The organism is Streptomyces sp. NPDC002490 (assembly GCF_040296045.1).
GTDB lineage: Bacteria > Actinomycetota > Actinomycetes > Streptomycetales > Streptomycetaceae > Streptomyces.
Map to the genome: position 1 here is coordinate 1 of NZ_JBEOWM010000012.1, position 23348 is coordinate 23348.

Annotated in this window: 19 protein-coding genes; 2 read left to right on the forward strand and 17 right to left on the reverse strand. The window is 73.1% G+C overall.

The genetic code is table 11. The features are described from left to right. Positions 1–697 (forward strand): transposase (locus tag ABT092_RS10075; RefSeq protein ID WP_351241852.1); only part of this gene is annotated, 697 nt, incomplete at its 5' end. A gap of 151 nt (positions 698–848) precedes the next feature. Here ABT092_RS10075 and ABT092_RS10080 read toward each other — a convergent pair. Continuing rightward, the gene (locus ABT092_RS10080; protein WP_351241854.1) at positions 849–1619 is read right to left on the reverse strand and encodes a class I SAM-dependent methyltransferase; all 771 of its coding nucleotides are present in this window, start codon (positions 1617–1619) and stop codon (positions 849–851) included. A 389-nt stretch (positions 1620–2008) separates the two neighbouring features. On the opposite strand from ABT092_RS10080, the gene ABT092_RS10085 reads away from it, so the two are divergent. Next, on the forward strand, positions 2009–2761 hold the full coding sequence (locus tag ABT092_RS10085) for a phosphatase PAP2 family protein (RefSeq protein ID WP_351241856.1): 753 nt from the start codon (positions 2009–2011) through the stop codon (positions 2759–2761). A gap of 7 nt (positions 2762–2768) precedes the next feature. Here ABT092_RS10085 and ABT092_RS10090 read toward each other — a convergent pair whose 3' ends face one another. The 16 genes from ABT092_RS10090 to asnB are packed head-to-tail and all read right to left on the reverse strand — an operon-like array spanning position 2769 to position 23348. Further along, on the reverse strand, positions 2769–4121 hold the full coding sequence (locus tag ABT092_RS10090; protein ID WP_351241858.1) for a glutamate-1-semialdehyde 2,1-aminomutase: 1353 nt from the start codon (positions 4119–4121) through the stop codon (positions 2769–2771). A 7-nt stretch (positions 4122–4128) separates the two neighbouring features. Further along, on the reverse strand, positions 4129–4680 hold the full coding sequence (gene rfbC / locus ABT092_RS10095) for a dTDP-4-dehydrorhamnose 3,5-epimerase (protein ID WP_351241860.1): 552 nt from the start codon (positions 4678–4680) through the stop codon (positions 4129–4131). Continuing rightward, the gene (locus ABT092_RS10100) at positions 4677–5906 is read right to left on the reverse strand and encodes a polysaccharide pyruvyl transferase family protein (RefSeq protein WP_351241862.1); all 1230 of its coding nucleotides are present in this window, start codon (positions 5904–5906) and stop codon (positions 4677–4679) included. Before ABT092_RS10100 ends, rfbC begins: the two co-directional genes overlap by 4 nt. Beyond that, a complete protein-coding gene (locus ABT092_RS10105; protein WP_351241864.1) occupies positions 5903–6844 on the reverse strand; it encodes a glycosyltransferase family 2 protein in 942 nt (313 codons plus the stop codon). The genes ABT092_RS10100 and ABT092_RS10105 overlap by 4 nt, the downstream gene beginning before the upstream one ends. Next, positions 6841–8133: an MATE family efflux transporter gene (locus ABT092_RS10110; protein WP_351242089.1), complete on the reverse strand. Its 1293-nt coding sequence runs from the start codon at positions 8131–8133 to the stop codon at positions 6841–6843. The genes ABT092_RS10105 and ABT092_RS10110 overlap by 4 nt, the downstream gene beginning before the upstream one ends. A 5-nt stretch (positions 8134–8138) precedes the next feature. Then, entirely contained in the window at positions 8139–9455 is a 1317-nt protein-coding gene (locus ABT092_RS10115; RefSeq protein WP_351241866.1) for a DUF4910 domain-containing protein, read from the reverse strand. Beyond that, complete coding sequence (locus tag ABT092_RS10120; protein WP_351241868.1) at positions 9452–10477, reverse strand: NAD-dependent epimerase/dehydratase family protein; 1026 nt, start codon at positions 10475–10477, stop codon at positions 9452–9454. Before ABT092_RS10120 ends, ABT092_RS10115 begins: the two co-directional genes overlap by 4 nt. A 2-nt stretch (positions 10478–10479) precedes the next feature. After that, positions 10480–11127 (reverse strand): PIG-L deacetylase family protein, encoded by a 648-nt coding sequence (locus ABT092_RS10125; protein ID WP_351241870.1) that lies wholly within the window; start codon positions 11125–11127, stop codon positions 10480–10482. Next, positions 11124–11921: a sugar phosphate nucleotidyltransferase gene (locus ABT092_RS10130; RefSeq protein WP_351241872.1), complete on the reverse strand. Its 798-nt coding sequence runs from the start codon at positions 11919–11921 to the stop codon at positions 11124–11126. The genes ABT092_RS10125 and ABT092_RS10130 overlap by 4 nt, the downstream gene beginning before the upstream one ends. Further along, on the reverse strand, positions 11918–13153 hold the full coding sequence (locus ABT092_RS10135; protein WP_351241874.1) for a class I SAM-dependent methyltransferase: 1236 nt from the start codon (positions 13151–13153) through the stop codon (positions 11918–11920). The genes ABT092_RS10130 and ABT092_RS10135 overlap by 4 nt, the downstream gene beginning before the upstream one ends. After that, a complete protein-coding gene (locus ABT092_RS10140; protein WP_351241876.1) occupies positions 13150–14424 on the reverse strand; it encodes a glycosyltransferase family 4 protein in 1275 nt (424 codons plus the stop codon). Before ABT092_RS10140 ends, ABT092_RS10135 begins: the two co-directional genes overlap by 4 nt. A 2-nt stretch (positions 14425–14426) precedes the next feature. Continuing rightward, complete coding sequence (locus ABT092_RS10145; RefSeq protein WP_502968415.1) at positions 14427–15725, reverse strand: O-antigen ligase domain-containing protein; 1299 nt, start codon at positions 15723–15725, stop codon at positions 14427–14429. Between the two features lie 2 nt (positions 15726–15727). Beyond that, positions 15728–17251 (reverse strand): right-handed parallel beta-helix repeat-containing protein, encoded by a 1524-nt coding sequence (locus ABT092_RS10150; protein ID WP_351241878.1) that lies wholly within the window; start codon positions 17249–17251, stop codon positions 15728–15730. A 13-nt stretch (positions 17252–17264) separates the two neighbouring features. Continuing rightward, entirely contained in the window at positions 17265–19208 is a 1944-nt protein-coding gene (locus ABT092_RS10155) for an alginate lyase family protein (RefSeq protein ID WP_351241880.1), read from the reverse strand. Beyond that, on the reverse strand, positions 19205–21394 hold the full coding sequence (locus ABT092_RS10160; RefSeq protein ID WP_351241882.1) for a bi-domain-containing oxidoreductase: 2190 nt from the start codon (positions 21392–21394) through the stop codon (positions 19205–19207). The genes ABT092_RS10155 and ABT092_RS10160 overlap by 4 nt, the downstream gene beginning before the upstream one ends. A 25-nt stretch (positions 21395–21419) precedes the next feature. Continuing rightward, the gene (gene asnB, locus ABT092_RS10165; protein WP_351241884.1) at positions 21420–23348 is read right to left on the reverse strand and encodes an asparagine synthase (glutamine-hydrolyzing); all 1929 of its coding nucleotides are present in this window, start codon (positions 23346–23348) and stop codon (positions 21420–21422) included.

Genomic DNA, 23348 nt, shown 5'->3' on the forward strand with positions numbered 1-23348 from the left:
CGACCTCCGCCCCGTCGTGCGGGAAGACCAGACGACGATCCTGCGGCTGCTGACCGAGCGACGAGACGACCTGGTCCACGAGCGCACCCGCGTCCTCAACCGGCTCCATGCCGTACTGCGCGATCTCCTGCCCGGCGGAGCACCCACCGGCCTGTCGGCCGACAAGGCCGCCGCCTTGATGAAGGGCATCCGGCCGGTCACGGCCACCGACAACTGCCGCCGGGACATAGCCCGTGACCTGCTGGCCGACCTGCGCAGACTGGACCGGCAGGTAAAGGACAACGAAGCCGAGATGCGCGAGGCCGTCGCCGCAACCCGCACGACGCTGACCACCCTGCCGGGCCTGGGCACCGTGCTGGCCGCGAAGGTCATCGGACACATCGGGGACGTCAGCCGGTTCCCCACCGAGCACCACTTCGCCAGCTACACCGGCAGCGCACCCCTGGACGCCTCCAGCGGCAACAACGTCCGCCACCGGCTCAACACCGGCGGCAACCGCGCGCTGAACTCGGTTCTGCACACCATCGCCGTCTGCCAGATCCGCGACGGCGGCCGCGGGCAGGACTACTACCTCCGCAAGATCAGCGAAGGGAAGACACCATCCGAGGCCCGGCGGGCCCTCAAGCGACGGCTGTCCAACGTGGTCTACCGGATCATGAAGCGAGACCAACGGAACCACCTTGCTCAAGCAGCTTGACACACAGAGGCGCTATAAGGTCACGGGCGCCCGTCCGGTCGCGTGCGGTGGCTCCTCCGCGCGGGCCGACGAATCCCGCAAAGGACAGCCAGTCGGCGTCGGTCAGTCCGTGAGTCAGACCCAGCGGAGAAGCCACGTCACATCCTCACTGTCAGTCCCCCTTCGCGAAGACGAGCACCTCCGTGGAGCCGATGCCCATGGGCGCCAGGAAGCTCGCCTCCAGAGCGCACCCGAGGCTCTCGAAGAGGTCGACGCACGTCTGACGCGGCACGGCCGCCGGGTAGGAGTCGTGCCCCGCGCCGCCTCGGGCCGCCCAGGCGTGCACCGCCGCCGGGTCCAGGCAGGTCTCCGTCATCACGTCGAAGACGATCCGGCCGCCGGGCCGGGTCACCCGGGCCATTTCGAGGAAGTAGCGGGCGGTGCAGAGGAAGGTCACGGTGTTGAAGACCTTGTGGGCCTGGACGAGGTCGACGCTGCCGTCCGGTGTCGGGGCGAGGCTGCTCCCCTCGGTCGGCCGGGCCACCACGCCGAAGGCGTCCACCAGGTGTGCGGCCCAGGGCGCGGCGGTCTCGTAGATCTCGTAGCGGCTCGGTGAGCACTCCTTCAGCGTCTTCTCCAGGTACCGCCCGGAACCGGGACCGATCTCCAGCACCGTGTCGGGCTTCGCGGCGTAGACGCCGAGGGTGCGCAGTTCGTCGACGGTGGACTGGGTGGCGCCGGGCGTTCCGTTCATGACCTCGTCGATGTGGTCGCCCACCGACAGGCCGGACGCCCGCGCGGCCCGCATCGTCGCCTCGAAGGGGAGGAAGTCGTCGACGCCCCCGCGGTTGTTGGTGCTGCGCACGACGTCGAAGCCGGTACGGCCGATGAGCCGTTTGACCGCCGACCTCACCGCTGCCGTGCCCTTGTCCAGTGCCCTCATGAGGCGCGCCCCCGGTCGTCCGTGCCTTCGGTGCCAGCATAGGTTCGCGGGCGGGCACCCGCGGGCGGGACGGGCAATCCGCCGCACGGTCGACCGCTTCCGGTCCCCGTGGTGCTGGCGCGTTCCCTCAAGTCCCCTACGGGAGAGGCACCGTGTCGGTCCGTTCGGGCAGAAACGGCACCCTTTCGGTGGTGTTGCCGCGAGGGGAACGTTGGCTAGGGTGACGCGAAGGAACTGACCCGGGACCAACGGCCGTCCGTGCAGCCCGTGTTCGGACCCGAGGGGCCCCACCACGGGGAGCGGGTACCGGGACGGGTCGGCGCCGGGCCCCGGCGCCCGGCACGGGTGCCGGACCGCCCGGCCGGAGCGATACAGGAGGCCGCTGCTTCATGGCTGCCCAACGGTCGGAGCAGGGGACGCCCCCTGCTCCCGCCTCGAACGGTCGGGACCCGCAGGGCGGTCCGTCCGCCACGGCGGACCGCCGCCGGACCGCGGGGGCGGGTGGGCCGGTGCTCCCGCCGTCGCTGCGCACCCGGCTCGGTGCGGTCGCGGTGCTGGCCGCACTGGTGGTCGGGGCGCTCGGGGTCCGGTACGCCGGTCACGACCGGCCCGGCGCGGTGGACGCGTGGTGGTGGCCGGCGGCGGAGGGCCTGGGGCCGTCGTGGCGGCGCGTCGCCCTGGCCATCGACTTCCTGGGGGAACCCCTGGGGGCGGCGGCGCTGGTCCTGGTCGCCGTGGTGGGCTGTCTGTGGCTTCGGCGGCCTCGTGCGGCGGCGCTCGTCGTGGTCGGCACCGGCACGGCCGTGGTGACGACGAAGCTGCTGAAGCCCCTGGTGGGGCGCACCATCCATGACGGGCACCTGGCCTACCCCAGCGGGCACACCGCCTTCCTGACCGCGTTCGCCCTCGTCCTGGCCCTGCTGCTGGTCGGACGGCTCGCTCCGGGGAGGGCGGTCGGCCTCTGCTGGGTGCTCGCCGCGGCGCTGGTCGCCGGCGGCGCCATGGGCTGGGCGCAGGTCGCTCTGGGCGCGCACTATCCCACCGACGCCCTCGGCGGCTGGTGCACGGCGCTGGCGGTGGTCCCGGCGACCGCGTGGTTGGTCGACCGGGCGGCTCCCGCCGGGCGGCGGGAGCGCCGGTGACGGTGCGTCAGGCCCGGCGGCGGAAGACGGGCCGCACCGGCCGCCCACCCGTCCAGGGGGCGGGGTCGGCGGCGTCCAGTGCCTTCCGGTAGACCGCGCACGCCCGGGCCACGGTGTCGACGGTGTGGTCGATGTCGGCGTCGGTGAGCGCGCTGCTCACCACGAACGACGGGGCGAGCACCCCGCCCGCGAGGAGTTGTCGCAGGAACAGGGTGCGGTAGGGCTGCGAGGGCTGCCGGTTCTCGTCGAGGGTGGCGAAGACCAGGTTGCTCGCCCGGCCCCGGACCACGAGGTGGTCGCCGACGCCCGCGCCGGCGGCGGCCTCGCGGACACCGGTGGCCAGCCGCTCGCCGAGGGCGTGCAGCCGCGCGGTGATCCCCTCCTCGACGTAGGTGGCGAGCACGGCCATCGCGGCGGCCAGCGAGTGCGTTTCCGCACCGTGCGTGGTGGACAGCAGGAACACCCGGTCGTGGGCGTGGCGCAGCCCGCCCCGTTCCATGAGCTCCCGGCGGCCGGCCAGCGCGGAGACGGCGAAGCCGTTGCCGAGCGCCTTGCCGAAGGTGGAGAGGTCGGGGACCACCCCGTACAGGCCCTGGGCGCCCGCTTCGGACCAGCGGAGGCCGGTGATCATCTCGTCGAAGACCAGGACGCAGCCGTGTCGGTCGGCCAGTTCGCGCAGGCCGGCCAGGTACCCGGGGGCGGGGCCCGCGCCGTTCGCACGGGGCGGCGGCTCGGTGTGTCCGGTGGGTTCGAGGATCAGGCAGGCGATCTCGCCCCGGTACCGGCTGAGGAGTTCCTCGGTGGCCACCAGGTCCCCGTAGGGGAAGGCCACGGTGAGTTCGGTGGTCGCCGCAGGGATGCCGGCGTCCATCGGGGTGGTGCCGATGAACCAGTCGTCGACGGAGAAGAACGGGTGGTCGCCGCAGACGGCCACCCGTGGGCGCCCGGTGACGGCGCGGGCGAGGCGTACCGCGGCGGTGGTGGCGTCGGAGCCGTTCTTCGCGAACTTCACCATCTCGGCGGTCGGCACGGTGGCCAGGAAGCGCTCCGCCGCCTCGGCCTCCACGAGGGACGGCCGCACGAAGTTGCTGCCGCGGTCGAGTTCCCGGCGCACCGCTTCGAGCACCCGGGGGTGGGCGTGGCCCAGGCTGACCGACCGCAGCCCGGACCCGTACTCGACGTAGCGGTTGCCGTCGACGTCCCAGACGTGGGCGCCACGGCCGTGGCTGATGACCGGGGCCAGGTCCTCGGGGTACTGGTCGTCGCCCTTGGCGTAGGTGTGGGCGCCGCCGGGGATCGCGGCGTGCAGCCGTTCGTTGGCCCGTCGGGACCGGGGCAGGTGGAACTCGTCCGCGTCCACGCCGACCTCACTTCTCTCGCCGGTGCAGGACCTCGGCGAGGCTCGGGGCCCCCCGGTCCCGGGGGGACACCGAGGTGGCCGGCAGCGGCCACGGAACGGCGAGTTCGGGGTCGTCGAAGGCGATCGTCACGTCCTCGGCCGGGTCGTGCTCGCGGTCGATCCGGTAGGAGACGTCGGCGGTCTCGGTGAGCGCCTGGAAGCCGTGTGCGCACCCCGCCGGGACGTACAGGGTCGTCTGCGTCTCGCCGGACAGTTCGAAGAAGGCCCGGTTGCGGTAGGTCGGCGAGTCGGCCCGCAGGTCCACGACCACGTCGAAGACCCGGCCGTACGAGCACCGCACCAGCTTCGCCTCGCCGGCCCCGGAGCGCAGGTGCAGTCCGCGCAGCACCCCCTGCACCGAGCGGGACACGCTGTCCTGGACGAAGGCGTCCGGGTCGAGGCCGACGGAGCGGGCCGCTTCGGCGTCGAAGGTGCGGCAGAAGAAGCCGCGCTCGTCGGCGTACGGCGTCGGCTCGAACAGGTACGCGCCGTCGATCGCCGGGACTGCGGTCGCTTTCACGGTGCCTCTCTCAGGGTGTGGGTGGGTGCGGCCGCCGGGAAGAGGGCCGCGGTCAGGGCGGTGAACTGCTGGTCGAGGCTCCGGGCGACGAGCCGGTTCCGCTCGGCGAGGGTCTCCCGCAGCTGCACCGCAGCCGCCTCCAGCGACCGGAACTGTTCGAGCAGCCGGTCGGCGTCGACCTCGCGGGCCGGATGGCGGTGGGCGTCCAGTCCCATCCGGGCCATGAGCGCGTCGCTCTTGGCCGCGTAGCTGAGTGCGAGCGTCGGCGTACCGACCTTCAGCGCGCAGATCAGGTTGTGGTACCGGGTCGCCACCACGGCATCGGCGGCTGCCGCCTCCTTCATCAGGTCGGCCAGCGAGCCCGCTTCGGCGGCGGTGACCAGCGGGGAGTCGACCGCGTCGAGGATCGCGGCGACCACCGGCGCGTCGCACGCGTCCCCGGTGAGCAACCGGACCCGCCGGCCGTCCGCCACCAGCGCCCGGACGAAGCGGGTCGTCCCGTCCAGGTAGCGCCGGTGGATCTCCTCGGCCCGGGCGCGGTCGTCGTTGCCGCCGTGGAAGGCCATGACGCCCACGCAGACCGGGCCCGGTGCGTCCGGGCGGTCCCCGCGGGGTGTCGGCAGGGCGAAGGCCAGGTCGGGGTAGACCTCGTCGCGGGCGGTGTCCACGCCCATCGCCCGCATCGCCTCGCGGGACATCTCGTCCCGGTACGAGCGGTAGGCGGCCAGCCGTGCCGACCAGCGCATCAGGACCCGGGTGGGCCGGCGGCTGACGGCGGCGGCGCCGACGCTGACCAGCGCGACGCGGGTGCCGAACAGCCGGCCGCTCGCGCAGAGCAGGAAGAGCGCGTACGGGAAGCCCCACGGCCGCAGGGGCAGGGTGGCCTCCAGGACGCCCATGCCCGGCACGATCACCACGTCGTGCCGGCGCACCCAGGCGGCGGTGCGGAAGGCGTCGACGAGTTTGCCGAGGCCCTTGCCCGCGATCGCGCCCGCCCGCGAGGCGGTCCGGTACTCGCCGCGGTACCAGTGCAGCCGAGTCGCGGGGATCCCGTACCGGGCGGTGACGACTTCGGGGCCGCCGCACAGCGCGTCGACCACCGCGTCCGGGTGCGCGGCGCGCAGGTAGCCGAGCACCGCCTCCAGCGACCCGTCGTTGCCGATGTTGCCGGAGCCGAGCAGCCCGAACACCCCGACGCGCACCGGGGTCGCGTCCGCGGAGGTCATGCCCGCCGCCCCTCGCGGCCGGCGACGAGGGCGTCGATGGAGACGTCGAACCGGTGCGGGTCGACCGGGGTGCGGTCCTCGACCCGTTCGCCGCTGCCCGGCCGCGCCCGGCTGGTCGCCCAGGCGGCCAGGTGGCGGTAGCAGGCGCGGCGGTCCGCCGGGGAGAGCGGCGCCCGTCGGATCGCGGCGACGAATCCCCACACGTACTCGGCGAGCAGCCGGGGCGTCGGGTGCAGGAGTCCGGCCCTGCGGGGGTCCAGGTTGACGCACCGGGAACGCTTGGAGGGGTTGGCCCGCTCGGCGCGGGTGGGGTGGTCGCGCCGGAAGTACAGCAGTTCGGGCACCTGGTGGAAGGGACCGTGCAGGCCGATCTCGGAGACGAAGGTGCGGTCCGCGTGGTGGTAGCTGTCGTGCGGTTTCACCCGGCGCAGCACCTCGGCCCGCATCACCCCGTAGAAGTCGTCGCCGCCGGGCTCGAACAGCATGCTGCGGAAGCGCTCGGGCGCGCGGGGCGAGTCGGTGGCGAGCCCGTACTCGTAGGGGACCTTCACCCGGCCGTCGCCGTCGATGACCGCCTGGCCGCTGTGCGCGAGGATCACTTCCGGTCGTTCGTCCAGCGCCTCCACGCAGCTCCGCAGGAGGTCGCGGGCGTACAGGTCGTCGTGGGAGGCCCACTTGAAGAGTTCGCCGCGGCACTGGGTGAACACGTAATTGTGGTTGGGTGCGGCGCCGATGTTGCGGGGCAGCCGCAGGTAGCGGATGCGCGGGTCCTGCGCGGCGTAGCGGCGGCAGATGTCCGGGGTCCCGTCGGTCGAGGCGTTGTCGGAGACGACCAGCTCGAAGTCCTCGTAGGTCTGGCCGAGGAGGGCGTCGAGCGCCTCGGCGAGGTACTCCTCGCCGTTGTAGACGGGTAGGCCGATGCTCAGCCGGGGGGTCATGGTGTCCTCACTTCACGAAGGGTGTTCCGGTGGTGCTCGCGCAGGGCCGCGTGCAGGTGCAGCCACCACAGGGCCGAGCCGCTGACGGTCGCGGCGGCGACGCCCCAGGCCGAGCCGACCGTGCCGGCCACGGCCGCTCCGCCGAGGCCGCCGCCGACGTAGCAGGCGGAGGCGAACAGTTGGCAGCGCAGGCTGCGCCGGGCCGCGGCGAGGGCGCGCAGCCCGGCCGCGGCGCCGACGCCGAGGCCGGCTCCGGCGACGCCGAGCGTGGCCGGCACGATGAGCTCCGAGGCGGCGCCCCAGACCTCGCCGAGCACGAGTGCGCCGACCCGGTCCGGCACCAGGAGCAGCGCCGCGCCCCAGAGCAGCGCGCCGACGGCCTGCCCGGCGCCGAGCAGGAGGCAGAAGGCGCGCAGCCGGTGCGGGGCCCGTCGCAGCACCCGGGCCGCCTCCGCGACGGTGACCAGCGACAGGCCCATCAGCACGGCGAGGAACGGGCCGAGCAGGAGTTCGGCGCCCCGGACCACCCCCACCGCGCTGACTCCGACGATCGCGCCGAGGCCGTACGCCCGCAGTTGGGCGGCGCCGCTGACCCCGACGTTCTCGACCAGGTACCGGTAGCCGAGGTCGCGGTGGTCGCGGAGCCAGGCGCGTGCCCCGGCCGGTCGGGGTCGGATGCCGGACTGGAGCCAGCCGTAGCCGGCGGCGACCGAGGCGGCCGCGCCCCAGGCCAGCACGAAGGCGGTCACGCTGCCCAGGTGGTCGGCCGCCACCATGGCCGGGACCAGGGCGATGCCGCCCAGGAGGTCGTTGACGAACGCCTTGCGCCCGGTCCCGGCGGCGAAGAACGAGAACCGCCAGGCGTCCTGGAGGAGCAGGCCGGGCAGGACGACGCCGAGCGCCGCGAACGCGAGCCCCACCCGGCCGCCCACGCCCAGCCCGACCGCCAGGCACACGGCGCCGACGACGGCGCCGACCCCGAGCGCGGTGCCCGAGGACCGGGCCGCCGCCGTGCGCCAGCTGGCGTCCGGCACGCCGCTGAAGCGGACCATCAGCGGGTCGGTGGCCACTCCGCGGGAGACGCCGAGCACCACGCCGTAGGTGACCCAGGCCAGGCTGAACACGCCGAACGCGGTCAACCCCAGCGAGCGGGCCACGTAGATGCCCACCGCGAAGTTGGTCATGCTGCACACCGCCTGGTCGGCCAGTCCCCAGGACAGCCGGCCGAGGAGGGCTCGCCGGGCGGTGGGCCGGGCGGCGGCCGTCGTCTCCTCCCCCTCGGTGGTCATCGAGCTCACGTCTTGATCAGCCCGGCGCCGTGCAGGGCGTCGGCCGCGGCGGCGACGGTGTCGAACGGCAGCCCGGACCGCTCGGCGACGTCCAGCAGGTCGTGCTCGCCGTCGGAGAGGTTCAGCACCCAGAGCATGGCCATCTGGGCCTGCTGGGCGTCGCTCCGGCCGCCGAGCGAGGCGTACAGCCCGCGCCGGCCGAGCTGGGGTTCGCCGTGGGGGCTGAGGTTGAGGTAGCGCCGGTTGCGGTCCAGTACCGCGCACGCTTCGCGGCAGACGGCGAGGGTGTCCGCCATCGCCTCCGGGGAGACGAAGTCCGGGTTGTCCGCGGAGGTGTGGTACTCGGGGTAGCCGGCGTACGGGGTCCGGGTGAGGGAGCCCACCCCGAGGTCGAACCCGGGCGAACAGAACTGCCGCTCGTCGTAGCCGTACGGGGTGAACTCGTTGATGCGGTGGGGCCGTTCGGAGGTGCGGAGCACGTGCCGCATCACCCGGTCGATCTCCGCGTCGCCGCGCCTGCTCTGCTTGTAGGTCACCTGGCCCCGGTCGCCGGCGCAGGCCAGCACCAGTCCGTGCGCGACCCTCCCCCCGGTCCGCGGCCCCTCCCCCGGCACCGGGGACGCCCGGCCCACCCGCTCCTCGTTGCGGGCCAGCCAGGTGATCGCCCCGATGGTGCCGGGTGCGAACAGGAACCGGTAGGTGTACCAGGGGGTGCCCTCGGCCAGTTCGCGGGCCAGTTGGGTCGCCACCGCGATGCCGGCCAGGTTGTCGTTGGCCAGCGAGGGGTGGCAGACGTGGCAGGAGACGAGCACCTCGTCGGGGACCTGCCCGGGGACCACGTGTTCGGCGTAGGTGAGGTGGCCGTCGGCGAGCGTGGAGTCGATGCGCACCTCGTACTCGCCGTCCGGCAGTGCGTCCAGGGTCTCCTGGGACAGGCAGAACCCCCACTCCGGCCGGTAGTAGCTGGTGCGGTACGGCACCCAGGTCGGGTGGTCCGGCAGGGTGTGCAGGTGGTTGCGGAGTTCGGCGAGCGGCATGGTCGCCGACACCGGCACGCTGTAGCCGAGCACGTGCAGGCTGGACGCGGCGAAGTCGACGACCCGGTTGCCCGCGCCGTCGGCGACGTACGCGTCCGTGATGTTCCATTCCTGCGGCACCGTCCAGTCGAGCACCTGCGTGCCGGTGGGCACCTCGTGCACCAGGAGCGGGAGGTGTTCGCCGATGATCTCCAGGGTGGCGCGCACCCCGTCGCCGGTGATGCTCCGGCAGAGCGGGTACAACCGCTCCACGAGGGCGTGCATCCGTTCGCCGGTCGAGGTCATCGGCGCCACCGCAGGGTGTCGTCGACGGTGTCGGCCTCGGCCGCCGCGCGCAGCACGGCCAGCCGGGTGAAGCGGCGTTCGAAGTCCTCCCGGGTCAGCCGGTGTTCGCGGTAGGCGTCGGCGAGTTCCAGCGCGCCCCGCTTCACCGTCCACTCGCAGTCGAAGCCCGGCACCGCGGCGCGGAAGCGGGAGAAGTCCACCCGGTACGACCGCGGATCGGCACCGGTCTCGCCCGTGATCACCACCCGTGAGCCGGCCACCGCCTCGGCGACCTGCTCGGCGATCTCGGCGACCGTGACGTTGTTGGTCTCGCTGCCGACGTTGAAGGCCCGGTCGTGCACCGCCTCGCGGGGCGCGGTCAGGGCGGCTTCGAAGGCCCGTGCGATGTCGACGGCGTGCACCAGGGGGCGCCAGGGGGTGCCGTCGGAGAGCACCAGCACCTCGCCGGACAGGAGCGCGTGGCCCACCAGGTTGTTGAGCACGATGTCCGCGCGCAGCCGGGGCGAGTAGCCGAAGGCGGTGGCGTTGCGCATGTACACCGGGCTGAAGTCGTCGTCGGACAGCGCGTGCAAGTCGTCCTCCACCCGCACCTTCGACTCGGCGTACGGCGTCACCGGACGCAGCGGGGCGTCCTCGGCGACCAGTTCGTCGCCGCCGGCGGCGCCGTAGACGGAGCAGGTCGACGCGTACAGGAAGCGTCCCACTCCGGCGTCGCGGGCCAGCCGGGCCAGCCGCACCGAGGCGTGGTGGTTGATGTCGTAGGTGAGGTCCGGGGCCAGCGCTCCCAGCGGGTCGTTGGAGAGCGCGGCCAGGTGGATCACGGCGTCCACCCCGGCCACGTGGTCGGCCGTGAGGTCGCGCAGGTCCACCCGGTGCCCCGGCGGGTCCGCGGGTGCCGGGCCCAGCACGCAGTCGGCGAACAGGCCGGAGTCCAGCCCGACGACCTCGTGGCCGGCCGCGGCGAGGACCGGGGCCATCACGGTGCCCAGATAGCCCTGGTGTCCGGTCAGTAGTACGCGCACGTTCATTCCCCCATGTCGAGAGTGAGTTTGGTGACGGCGAACGCCTCGGCGTAGCGGGTGTGGCATTCGATGCCGCGGATCCGCGCCAGGCCGAGGAACGCCTCCCGGTCGTACCAGGGCCGGTGGCGTTGCGAGGGGTAGTGCTCCTGGAGCAGGGCCGCCTTCCGTTCGGCGGTCTCCGGGGACAGCGGCTGGTACGCGGTCGGACGGCCGAGGTCGCCGTCCCACTTGACGATCTCGTAGCCGAGCACGAGGTGGTCGCGGAACCCGGTGGACACCAGCTTCGCCAGCCCGCGGTGGTCCTGGTGCGCGTCCTCGGTGCGCGGGGCCAGCACGAGGTCCGGTTCGGTGCGGGCCCGCAGTTCCTCGACCGCGGTCTTGGCCTCGTCCCACTGTGCGGGGAGCCGGCCGTCCGTCAGCTTGAGCACGGTCAGCCGCAGGTCGGCGCCGGGGCAGAAGGCGGCGAGCGCGTCCCGCTCCTCCTGTTCCCGTTCGCTGCCGCCGCCGGAGAGCACCAGCGCGTCGACGCGCAGGCCCGGGTGGGCGAGGCACAGGGTCAGCAGGGTGCCGCCGGCGCCGATGGCGATGTCGTCGCAGTGCGCGCCCACCGCGACGATCCCGGCCAGGCGGCCCGCGCCGAGCCGGATCACCGGTTCCCCGCTTCGGCGCCGGCCCGCTCCCACACGGCCCACGGGCGGTCGCCCCGGGCGTAGGCGGAGTCGAGCGCGGCCCGTTCCTTGACGGTGTCGGTGGGCTTCCAGAAGCCGCGGTGCTGGTACGCCACCAGCCTGCCGCGCTTGGCCAGTTGGGCGCATCCGTCGGCGACCAGGTCGCCGCCCTCGGGGATGTGGTCGAAGACCTCCTGCCGCAGTACGAAGTAGCCGCCGTTCTCCCACAGCGGCAGTTCGCTGACCGCGGTGATGCCCCCCACCAGTCCGTCCTCGCCCAACTCCACGCAGTGGAAGGAGGACTGCGGCGGCACCACCGTCATCGAGGCACCGGCGTCGCGCCGGGCGAACTGGTCGATCATCTCCGGCAGCGGGGCGTCGGTGAGCACGTCGGCGTAGTTGGCGAGGAACATCTCCTCGCCGTCCAGGTGGTGCCGCACCCGGCGCAGCCGCTCCCCGATCGGCGACTCGATGCCGGTCTGCACGAAGGTGATCGTCCAGGAGGAGATGTCGGTGGAGAGGAGTTCGGTCCGGCCGCCGCGCAGCACGAAGTCGTTGGACGTGGTCTCCTCGTAGTTGAGGAAGAAGTCCTTGATGTGGTGGGCGCCGTAGCCGAGGCACAGGATGAACTCGGTGTGCCCGTAGTGCGCGTAGTAGCGCATGACGTGCCAGATCAGCGGGCGCGGGCCGACCATCGCCATCGGCTTGGGCACGTCGTCGGAGGCTCCGCTGCGCATGCGCAGCCCGTAACCGCCGCAGAACAGGACGACCTTCATGGCTTGACCTCGACAATGCTCAGTTCCGGGATGGGGAAGACCAGCCGGCCGCCCCAGGCGTGCACGAAGGAGAGTTGCTCGACGAGTTCGTCCCGCAGGTTCCAGGGCAGGACGAGCACGTAGTCCGGTCGGTCGGCGCCGATCTGCTCGGGCGAGAGGATCGGGATGCGGGTGCCGGGGGTGTACCTGCCGTGCTTGTAGGGGTTGCGGTCGACCGTGTACGGAAGCAGGTCGGGGCGGATGCCGCAGTGGTTGAGCAGGGTGTTGCCCTTGCCCGGGGCGCCGTAGCCGACGACCGTCTCGCCGCACTCGGCCGCCTCGATGAGGAACTTCAGGAGGTCCCGGCGCACCTTCGCCACCCGGGCGGAGAACTCGGTGTACCCGGACAGTTCCTGGAGCCCCGCGGCCTTCTCCCGGTCCAGCGCCTCGGCCACCCGCCGGGTCGGTTCGCCGGCGGCTTCGGTCGGTCGGGCCCAGAGGCGGATGGAGCCGCCGTGCGTGGGCAGCAGGTCCACGTCCACGAGCGTCAGCCCGCCGCTCGCCAGGGCCCGGGCCGCGGACGCCACCGTGTAGTACTGGAAGTGCTCGTGGTAGATCGTGTCGTACTGGTTCTGCTCGATCAGGGTCAGCAGGTGCTGCACCTCGATGGAGACCCAGCCGTCGTCGGCGACCAGGGCGCGCAGCCCCCGGGTGAACCCGACCACGTCGGGGATGTGCGCGTACACGTTGTTGGCCACGACCAGGTCCGCCGGGCCGTGCTCGGCGCGGACCGCGGCACCGGTGTCCGGGTCCAGGAACTCGGTGACCGTGGGCACGCCCGCTTCCCGCGCCGCGGCCCCCACGTTCACCGACGGTTCGATGCCCAGGCAGCGGACCTTGCGGTCCACCAGGTGCTTCAGCAGGTATCCGTCGTTGCTCGCGACCTCGACCACGAAGGCGTCGGGGCCGAGGTCCAACCGCTGCACGGCCTCGGCGACGAAGGCGCCCGCGTGCTCCACCCAGGAGGTGGAGTAGGAGGAGAAGTACGCGTACTGGGTGAACGTCTCCTCCGGGGTGATCAGCGGCGGGATCTGCGCGAGCCAGCAGTCCGTGCAGACCCGCAGGTGCAGCGGGTACGCCGGCTCCGGTCGGTCCAGTTGGTCTTCGGCGAGAAAGCTCTCGCACGGCGGGGTCGCTCCGAGATCGACGACGCTCACCAGCGCCTTCGAACCGCAGAGTCGGCATCCTGTCATCCGCTTCCCCCATCCCTGCCCGCGCGGGCGTCCCGCCGCGGGCCCTTGTCGTTGCCCGTCGACGGCGCGTCGTGCACGCCGCCGGACCGCAGCGCGATCGCGGTGCGGTACCCCTCTTCCAGGCGCTCCAGGCCGACGGCCGGGCTGAAGCCCTGCTCGTACCGGCGCCGGGCCGCCCGGCCCATCTCCTGGTTGCGGACCGGATCGGCCGCGACCAGACGCAGCCGGGACGCGAGCGAGTCGACCTCGTCCGGCCGGTGCAGCAGCCCGCTCACCCCGTCCTCGACGAGTTCGGCGAAGGCGCCGTGGTCGGCGGCGACGGCCGGCACCCCGGCCGCCATCGCCTCCGCGACCACCAGGCCGAACGTCTCCCGGGCCGTCGAGGGGGCGACCACGGCGACGGAGCGTGCGACGGCTGCGCGGCACTCCGCCGGGTCCCACAGGCCGGCGTACCGCGCGTCGTCCCGGCCCGCCGCCCAGGCGGCCACTTCCCGATCCAACGGTCCCGCACCCGCGATCACCAGCGGTGCGCCCACCCCGCCGGCCGCCGCGAGCCGGTCCCACGCGGCCATGAGCAGGCGCACGCCCTTGGGCTCCGCGAGCCGGCCGAGGTAGAGCAGGTGCTCGCCCGGGCCCTCGCGACGCTCACCCGGGTCGGGCACGAAGTTGTGCTTCACCACCAGCCGTTCGGTGGGCATCCCGGTGCGCACCAGGAGGTCGCGCTGCGCCGCGGAGATGCAGAAGAACCGCTCCACGCCGGACCACCACCGCCGTCGGTTGACCACCAGGCCGACGGCCAACGGAACCGTCGCCAACCGGGAGCCGCGGTAGCAGCCGTGCCGGATGGCGGGCAGCGGCAACGTCGGCCCCGCGCACTCGGTGCACGGCCGGCCGTCGCGGTGCAGGGTGCCGGGCGGGCACACCTGGGCGTAGTTGTGCAACGTGGCGACGACGGGGACGTCGGCGTCGGCGCAGGCGGCCAGCACCGCGGGCGACAGCAGCGGGAAGACGTTGTGGACGTGCACCACGTCCGGCCGTTCGGCGCGGAGCCGGGCGGCGAGTTCGGTGCGGACGGCCGGGTTCCACGGCACCAGCAGGGGCACCGCGACCTTGGCGGGCAGGGAGCGGGCGGCGATGTCGTCGCTGCGCCGCTCGAAGGCGTCGACCCGGTGGCCGGCCGCGCGCAGCAGCGCCACCTCCTCGTCGACGACCCTGTTCTCCCCGCTCGGCTGGGCCGAGGAGTATCGGTTGTGCACTACCAGGACGTGCATGCTCAGGTCATCCTCCGGGCCCGTCGCGGGATGGGTCGTGGGGGCGTCTCGACCGTCGGGCCGGGTGCGTCCGCGGCGGGCACCGCGAGCAGCGCGGCGGCCAGCGCCAGGTGCAGCAGGTACGCCGAGGCGTCGCCGAGCCCGACCTCCGTGTACGACGAGATCGCGCAGTAGCTGATCAGGAAGATCGCGCAGGCCCTCGACAGCGAGGGCGGCCGGAGCAGGGCGACGCCGCCCAGCACGGCGATGATCGCCGCCACCAGGACGACACCGAGCAGGCCCTGCTCGTCGTAGACGGCCAGCCAGCTGTTGTCGATGGGCAGTCCGTCGAACGACTTGTCGCCCAGACCGGTGCCGAACGCCTTCTCCCCGGCCGTCCGGGGCGCGGCCAACAGGGCGTCCCAGACCTTGGCCCGACCGGTGAGGTTGGAGAAGTTCTCCTGGCTCTGCCCGCGGAGGAACCACGCCTGGAGCGCGGAGCTGAAGGCCACCGCCGCCACCACCGCGCACACCACCGCCCGGGTGAAGAAGCGGCGGGCGGCAGGGCTGGTCAGGACGAGCGAGCCGATCGCCACGACCAGTCCGGTGAGCAGTCCGACCGTCGCCGTCCGGGTGTGGGTCATCGCCAGGAGGACCATCGCCGGCACGATGACCACCGCCGCACCGGAGCCGGTGACCTGGCGGCCCAGCAGCAGGAGCACGGTGAGCCCGATGATCACCGCGGCGTACTGTCCGATCTGCGGCGGGGTGAGCGGCCACAGCGCGCCCACCAGCCGCCCGCCGTAGTACTCGGGCATGGCCGTGCCGGGCGCGACGACCAGACCGGCGGCCACCAGCACCAACACGGCGAAGTACCACCGGACGTGGTACCGGACGAACGCCAGGCCACCGTCCCACCAGCGGCTGAGCAGCCACAGCGTGCCGACGAAGAGGGCCAGCCGGGTGCAGCGGAACAGCGCTCCGAAGCCGGACTCCAACTGGACGCTGGAGATCAGGCTGGGCACCAGCAGCAGGGTGAGCAGGAAGACGAAGGCACTGGGGCGCACGCGCAGCCGGAGGTTGCACGCGAGCGCCAGGGCGAACGCGGCGACCAGTGCGCCCATCGTGACCATCTGGATCAGGGAGCGGGGCAGCGGGACGACGGTCTTCGCCCCGGCGGAGCCGAGGGTGTTGAGGATCAGCAGCCCCCAGGCGAGGCCGACCGCCTTCGGTGGGGTGACGGGGCGCGGGCCGGCGTCCTGCGGCGGGTCCGCCGTGTCCGGTCCGCTCGCGGGCGCGCCGCGGCACAGGTCCGGGCCCACCGTCAACCACCGGCCCGGGTGTCGAGGGTGCTGCCCGTGTCCTGCTGGTAGGGCGTGCCCTGCCACTGTCCGAAGTAGAGCACCCGGCTGGGGTCGTGCGCGACGAACTCCCACGGTCCGAGGTAGACGTTGTCGTACCAGCGGTTGCGCTGCTCGTGGGTGATCGCCCGGGAGATCCGTGCCCCGTGGTAGGGCGACCAGTTGGGGTAGGTGCCGTAGTTGGCCAGCACCGCCATCCGGTCGCACTTCTCCGTGCACCCCACGACGGACTTGTCCAGCGCGAAGCGGTTGCCGTGGACCTCCACCCGCTGGGTCTTCCACCGGCAGTCGGCGTAGAGCGGTGCGGTGGCGATGGCGGGCTGCGCGCAGCGCTCGGGGTCGGGGACCAGCAGGGTGCAGTGGCCGGAGGAGGTGTTGGCCGGGCTGTTGCAGAACCGGTCGGCGTTCTCCCACAGGGTGATGCCGGACCAGTTGTCCTCCAGCACGTTCCGGTAGATCTCGATCTTGTCCGTGCGGGCCCGGATCCGCGGTTCGCCGCCGGACTCGGAGAGGTAGACCGTCGCGTAGGGGAAGGTGTCGCCGCGTTCGGCGTGCTTGCGGCCCTCCACCCAGTTGTTCCGCCGGATCGTGTTCTTCCGGATGACCGCGTTGTAACTGGTCTCGTAGATCAGTGCGGCACCGTCGTTGGCTTCGAGCAGGTTGTCCTCGATGCGGAAGTCGTTGTTGTTGGTGTCCGCCCACAGGCCGGTTCCACGGTTGTCGTGCACCCAGTTCCCGCGGACGTCGGCGCCGTCGACGGCCCAGAACTTGACGCCCGCGGTGCAGCCGCAGCCCGGCCGCCGCCGCTCCCAGTCGTCGGTGTTGTTGCCGACGATCTCGTTGCCCTCGACCACCAGGCCGCGGATCCGGCCCTCGGCCTTGTAGGCGTTCATGCCGTACTGGCCGTTGCCGCGCAGGCAGTTGGCGCGGACCCGCTGCCGGTCGCCGGCCATCAGCCCGGCGCCGGAGTTGTGCTGGATCCTCGTGTGCTCGATCAGCCACCCGTCGGCCGAGTCGTGGTTGACGACCCCCTCGTCGTGCGGGGCGACGAAGCGCTGCACGGTCAGGTGGCGGATGGTGACGTCGGGGGCGGCGCCGCCGAAGGCGTACTGGTTGGTCTTTCGACCGTCCAGCACGGCACCCGGTGCGCCGAGGTAGCTGTTCCCCTTCTTGGGGACGACCTGGGAGTAGCGGTCCGGCGTGAGCCGATGGGTGCCGGGCCGGAGCCAGAACGTGGTGTTCGGGCCGCTGCTGCGGGTCTTCGCGGCCAGGTCGCCGACCACGTCGGGGTCGACCGTCACCGCGCCCGCCGGTGCCTTCACCGGCCCGGCCGCGGGCCCCGCGCACACCCGGGCCACGGGCCGGGCCGCGGTCGCCGAGGACGTGCCGGTCGGTTCCGCCGGGGTGCCCTGGGTGCCCACGCAGCCGGTCGTCAGCAGGGCCGGCGCCACCACCGGCACCGTCCAGCTGCGCCACTTGATCCCCACGCGCCTCTCCTCCCTAGCCGTGGAACGCGAGTACGGTGGTGAACTCCTCGGTGCCGTCCACGAAGCCGGTGCCGACCAGCGTCGTGGCGGGCTCCTTGCGCCCGAAGCCGGCGGAGTACCAGCCCAGCGGCGGGTCGTTCTCGCCGCGATGCGCCCGCCAGTGCAGTCGCCCGGGCAGGTCGAGCACCGCGGAGCGGTCCTCCCCGTCCCGGGTCCAGGTGAGCACGGCCCGGTCCGCCACCAGCTCGGCGGTGATGGTCGGCCCCAGGTGGAACGTCAGCTGCGCGGCCCGGCCCGGTCCGCGCACCACGTCGACCACGTGCACCTCCCGGCGGTCGGCGACCAGCTCCACCCGGCGGCGGTGCACGGAGCCCGGGTACCCGTCGTGCTCGGCGCACCAGCGGGCGGTGTCCGGGTCGGACGCGTCGGCGGTCAGGACGCGGCTGCGGGCGTGCCGGGTCCACAGGAACGGGCCGCCGGAGAGGGACTGGTCGGTGCCGTCCAGCCGCAGGGTGTTGTGGCCGAGGGTCGACCGGAAGTACTGCCGCCACTCGGGTTGCCCGTGGTAGCAGTAGGTCCCCGGGTCGGCGAGCACGTCGACCCCGTCGTGCCGGACCTCCACGGAGAGCGCGTCCGCGTGGGCGTGGGCGGCGATCGACAGGAAGCCGTGCGGGCCGCCGTCGCACCGGCACCAGATCTCGCCCGGGCCGCGCAGGATGGTCATGCCCGCATCGGCGAAGTGGGCCGGCCGGTGCTCCGGTCGGGTGACGGCCGGGGACGAGGGCCGGATGAGCGCGGCCCACAGCGGGGTGCGCACATCGGTGCCGGTCACCACCGGCCACCAGGGCAGCCGCCCGAACACGGCGTCCCCGGTCACCAGCAGCGAGGCCCAGCGGCCGGTGCCCCCGCCGTCCACCACCAGCCCGTGTCCGTCGTCGGCGTCGCCCTGGCGCGGCGGCCTCAGCCGACCGTCCACGACGGCCGCGAGCGCGTCGGTCATGCGCAGCAGCACCAGCCGGACGGTGCCGGGGACCGGGACGCCGGCGGCGTCCGCCTCGGCCAGCGCGGCCAGTCCGAGCTCCAGCACCAGGCCGTGGTACTCGGTGGCCAGCTCGCGGTTGAGGCCGGAGGGGAAGGTGTTGTGCCGCAGGTGCCGCTCCAGCGACCGCAGCGCATCGGTCCGCCAGCGCGCCGAGGAGGGGAACCAGTCGAACGCGCAGGCCGCGGCGAACTGTCCGGCCGCCTCGGCGATGACGTGGTTGTTCGCCGAGGACCCCCGGCTGGGGAAGGCGGCCAGCCAGCGCTGGTGGTGCCAGATCTGGTGGAGCGCCACCGGGTTGCCCTCGAACAGTTCGACCGCACCGGGCCAGTCGTGGAGCAGTCGACGGACCCACACCCAGGAGAGCAGCCGGATGCCCAGCTCGATGCCGCTGGTCCAGTGGACTCCGCACAGCGGCGGGTTCGCCGCCCACCAGGAGCGCAGGTGTTCGGCCACCCGCTCGGCGTACCGCTCGTCCCCGGTGAGCGCGTAGGCCGCGGCGAGCACGGTCAGGTGCTGGTGCCGGGACGGCTCCCATATCTGCTTGACGTCCCCGATGGCCTCCTCGTCGCGGTAGGGCACGTCGAAGGCGTAGCCGGCCGTGGCCCGGCGCCCGGTCTTGGGGTCCCACCACCAGTCCGGGGCGACCATGTCCTCGCGGTCCACCCCGAAGTACGTGGCGTGCCCGGCCATCAGCCGGTCGGCCTCGGCGACCAGGCGCTTGCCGGCGTCCGGCGGCACCGCGGCGAGGGCCCCGGCGGGCAGTGGTGCGGTGAACCGGGCGTCGGTCGGCCCCGGAGCGTGCGCCTGCGCCGAGCGCCACCGCCGTCGGCGCAGGGCGTCGGCCGCCCGGCCGCCGACCTCCTGCGGCCCCATCCGGGACAGTCGCCGCAGGTACCAGGCCGTGCTCATGGTCATCGCGCGCCCGCCAGCGTCACCGGCGCGCCCGCGGCCAGGCTGGCCCGCACCGCGAGGGTGGCCGCCGTGGTGGCGACCAGCGACTCCAACGGCACCGGCATCGGGGCGCCGGCCCGCACGGCCCGCAGGAAGGCGTCCAGTTCGGCGCGCTGTCCCTTGTCCCGCGCCTGGGGCAGCCGGGAGCTGACCCACCGCTTGCCGCCGTACACGGAGGCGCGGACGAAGTCGTCCAGGCGCAGCGCACGGCCGTCCGCGACCAGGTCCAGGGTCTCCTTGGGGAAGCCGCTGGGCCCGGTGGTGACGTAGCTGATGGTGGCGGTGGATCCGCCGGGGTAGCGCAGCACGACCTGGAGGTCCTCGTTGCCGGGCGTGGCGACCGCGTACACCGAGACCGGGTCGGCCGCGAGCAGCCAGCTCGCCGTGTCGATGAAGTGTCCGCCCTCGCCGGCGAACCGCGAGCCCTCGGTGCCCTGTTGGAGGTACCAGCTGCCGTGGTCCAGCCGGCCCGCGTTCACCAGGTAGCGCAGGTTCGCCGGACCGGTGGTGGGGCCGAACCGCTTGCGGCCCTCCCTCAGCAGGGGCGCGAACCTGCGGTTGAAGCCGACCTGGAGCCGGTCGTTGCCGGACTCCTTCACCGCCGCGAGCACGTCGGCCAGTTCGTCCTCGGTGAGCGCCAGCGGCTTCTCCACGAACACGGCCTTGCCGGCCAGCAGCGCCTTGCGGGTCAGTTCGGCGTGCGAGCTGTGGCGGGTGACCACGAACACCGCGTCGACGGACGGGTCGCCGAGCACGGCGTCGAGGTCGGTGGTGGCCCCGGCGAAGCCGAACTTCTGCTGTGCGTTGGCCGCGGACAGCGCCGTCGTGGTGACGACCGCGGACAGCTCGACGCCCTCGCGCTGTGCCAGGTGCGGCAGCAGCATGGACGTCGCGTAGTTCCCGGCGCCGACGAAGGCCAGCCGGACCGGTCCCTTGCCGGAGCGGGTCGGGGCGGGCGCCGGCTCGCTGCGCCGCACGGCGGGCACGGTCACTTCGGGGGCCTGCGCCTCCACCGCGCGGGGGGCGCGGTCGGGGTAGCGGAACAGCACGGCCACGGCCTTCAGGTCGCCGTCCTTCAGCCGTTGGTAGGTCTCGACGGCGTCGTCGAAGTCGGCGACGTGGGAGACGAGGGGCTCCACGTCGATGCGTCCGCGGGCGGCGAGGTCGAGGAAGCACGCGAGGTTGCGGCGCTCGGTCCAGCGGACGTAGCCGATCGGGTAGTCCCGGCCCTCCAGCTCGTACTCCGGGTCGTAGCGCCCGGGACCGTACGAACGGGAGAACCGGACGTCGAGCTCCTTCTCGTAGTACGCGTTCCAGGGCAGGTCCAGACGGCACTTGCCGATGTCGACGACCCGGCCGCGGTCCCGGCTCAACCGGGCGGCGAGTTCGACGGGCTGGTTGCTGCCGCCGCCGGCGGCCAGGTACACCTGGTCCACGCCGTGGCCGTCGGTGAGTTCGGCGACGGCGTTCTGCACGGCCGTGGACTCGGGGTCGCCGCAGGCCGCCGCGCCCAGCCGCTCGGCCAGTTCGCAGCGCGCCGGGTCCGGGTCGACTCCGACGACGCGGACTCCCGAGGCTGCCAGCAACTGCACCACCAGTTGCCCGATCAGCCCGAGGCCGATGACCAGGGCCACGTCGCCGAGTTGCGGCTCGCCCCGGCGGACGCCCTGCATCGCGATCGACCCGACGGTGCCGAAGGCGGCGTGCCGCGGCGCGAGGCCCTCCGGCAGCCGTGCGTAGAGGTTCTTCGGCACCCAGTTCAGTTCGGCGTGCAGGGCGTGCTCGTTGCCGGCGCAGGCCACCAGGTCACCGACCGCCACGTCGTCGATCCCGGCGCCGACCTGCTCGACCACCCCGCACAGCGAGTAGCCCAGCGGGGTGTAGGAGTCCAGCCGGTTGTTCACCTTGCGGTAGGTGGCGGTCAGTCCGTTGGTGGCCACGCTCTGCATGACCTTGGCCACCTGGTCGGGCCGGGAACGCGCCTTGCCCAGCATCGACATGCTGGCCTCGGACACCTTCATGAGTTCGGTGCCGGTGGAGATCAGCGAGTAGGCGCTCCGGACGAGCACGCCGTTCGGCTTGCACCCCGGCACCGGCACGTCGAGCAGCGCCAGCTCGCCGCTCTTGTAGTTCTGCACAACTTGCTTCACACGAGCTCCTCTTGTTTCTACGCCGTCAAGCCGTCCGGCCCTGGCCGGAGCCAGAGGTCGCGCCGCGGTACCAGTACTCAAGGGTCAGTACGTGCCAGAGGTGTTTGGAGAAGTCCCGCTGCCCGGCGGCGTCCTCGGCGACGAGCCTGGCGAGCGCGTCGCGACGCAGCAGACCGGAGCTGACGAGCACCCCGTCGTTCACCACCTCGCGCACCAGCGGGGCGAGGTCACGGCTCATCCAGGCCCGCAGCGGGGCGCTGAACAGGCCCTTGGGCCGGTAGACGATCTCCCGGGGCAGGACGGAGGTGGCCGCCTCCTTGAGGAAGGCCTTGCCCTGCCGCCCGACGATCTTGCGGTTGCCGGGCACCGCGAACGCCGCCTTGACCACCTCGACGTCCACGTACGGCACCCGCACCTCGGTCGAGGCGGCCATGCTGGACCGGTCCGTGTAGGCGAGGTTCAGGCCCGGGAGGAACATCCGGGCATCGGCCAGGCACATGCGGTTGACGAAGTCGTCGAGGTCGTTGTCCCGGTAGACCTCGGCGTGTTCGCTCAGCACCTCCTCGACGGACCGGGCCAGGTCCGGATCGACCAGGGCGAGCAGTTCGTCCCGGTCGTACATGGTGTAGCTGCGTCGGAACGCGGTCTCCTCCGGCAGGTCGGCGAAGGAGAGGAACCGCTTGGCGAACCGCACCGAGCGGTACCCCCGGCGGGAGGTGGCGACCGGAAGCCGGTCCACGACCCGGGACGCCCCGCGCCGCAGGGGCCGTGGAACGCGTTGGTAGCGCAGCGCCAGCAGGTTGGCCAGGTGTTTGCGGTATCCGGCGAACAGTTCGTCTGCGCCCATCCCCGAGAGCATCACCTTGACCCCCGCCTCGCGGGCGGCCGAGCAGATCAGGAAGGTGTTGATGGCGGCGGGATCACCGATCGGCTCGTCCAGGTGGTACGTCATCCGGGGCAGCAGGTCGAGCACGTCCGGCGCGATCTCGATCTCGTGCAGGTCGACGCCGAACCGCTCGGCGACCTGCCGGGCGTAGCGCAGGTCGTCCGGCATCGCCTCGAACTTGGCGTCGGCGGCGCGGAACCCGATCGTGTAGGCGGAGATCCCGGGCCGGTGACGGGCGGCCAGCGCGGTGAGGTAGCTGGAGTCCAGGCCCCCGGAGAGGAAGGTCGCCACCGGCACGTCCGAGAGCAGGTGCCTGCGGTTGGACTCCTCGACGACGGCGGCCAGGTCCGGCAGCTCGCCGCTGCGGGCCCGCTCCCGGCCCTCGGCGGCGACCTCCCGCAGGTTCCAGAAGCGGCCCCGCTCCACCCGGCCGTCCGGCCGGCACCGCAGCCAGGTGCCCGGCGGCAGCTTCTCCGCTTCGCGGAACGCGCAGCGCGAGTCCGGCACCCAGTAGTACAGCAGCGAGGCCACCAGTGCCGTGTGGTCCACCTGGAGCGATCCGCCGGTCACGGCGGCGAGCGCCTTGAGCTCGGAGGCGAACACCAGGCCCGTGCCGCGCCGGAGCAGGAACAGCGGTTTGATGCCGAGTTGGTCGCGGGCGAGCACCAGCTCACCGGTGCGCTCGTCGAAGACCGCGAAGGCGAACATGCCGCGCAGTCGCGGCAGGCAGTCCGTGCCCCAGCGCCGCCACGCCTCCAGCAGCACCTCGGTGTCGGAGGTGCCGCGGAAGCGCACCCCGGCGCCGGTCAGTTCGGCCCGGAGTTCGGGCGCGTTGTACAGCTCGCCGTTGTACGTCAGCGCGAGGCCGTCCGAGACCATCGGTTGGGCGCCGGTCTCGGAGAGGTCGATGATGGCCAACCGGCGGTGCCCGAGGTGCACTTCGCCGTCGCCCGCGGGGTGGCTGTACCGGCCCGAGCCGTCCGGGCCGCGATGGGCGAGGACATCGGTGAGCCGCTCGATCACGGCCTTCCCGTCCGGCCATCGGTACGTGCCTGCGACGCCACACAT

Bases quoted from the DNA above. Each gene is read 5' to 3' on its own strand.
- ABT092_RS10100 (WP_351241862.1), bottom strand. From the start codon at position 5,906: ATGACCTCCGCGGACGCGACCCCGGTGCGCGTCGGGGTGTTCGGGCTG.
- ABT092_RS10110 (WP_351242089.1), bottom strand. From the start codon at position 8,133: ATGACCACCGAGGGGGAGGAGACGACGGCCGCCGCCCGGCCCACCGCC.
- ABT092_RS10135 (WP_351241874.1), bottom strand. From the start codon at position 13,153: ATGACAGGATGCCGACTCTGCGGTTCGAAGGCGCTGGTGAGCGTCGTC.
- ABT092_RS10105 (WP_351241864.1), bottom strand. From the start codon at position 6,844: ATGACCCCCCGGCTGAGCATCGGCCTACCCGTCTACAACGGCGAGGAG.
- ABT092_RS10130 (WP_351241872.1), bottom strand. From the start codon at position 11,921: ATGAAGGTCGTCCTGTTCTGCGGCGGTTACGGGCTGCGCATGCGCAGC.
- ABT092_RS10085 (WP_351241856.1), top strand. From the start codon at position 2,009: ATGGCTGCCCAACGGTCGGAGCAGGGGACGCCCCCTGCTCCCGCCTCG.
- ABT092_RS10080 (WP_351241854.1), bottom strand. From the start codon at position 1,619: ATGAGGGCACTGGACAAGGGCACGGCAGCGGTGAGGTCGGCGGTCAAA.
- asnB (WP_351241884.1), bottom strand. From the start codon at position 23,348: ATGTGTGGCGTCGCAGGCACGTACCGATGGCCGGACGGGAAGGCCGTG.
- ABT092_RS10155 (WP_351241880.1), bottom strand. From the start codon at position 19,208: ATGACCATGAGCACGGCCTGGTACCTGCGGCGACTGTCCCGGATGGGG.
- ABT092_RS10115 (WP_351241866.1), bottom strand. From the start codon at position 9,455: ATGACCTCGACCGGCGAACGGATGCACGCCCTCGTGGAGCGGTTGTAC.
- ABT092_RS10140 (WP_351241876.1), bottom strand. From the start codon at position 14,424: ATGCACGTCCTGGTAGTGCACAACCGATACTCCTCGGCCCAGCCGAGC.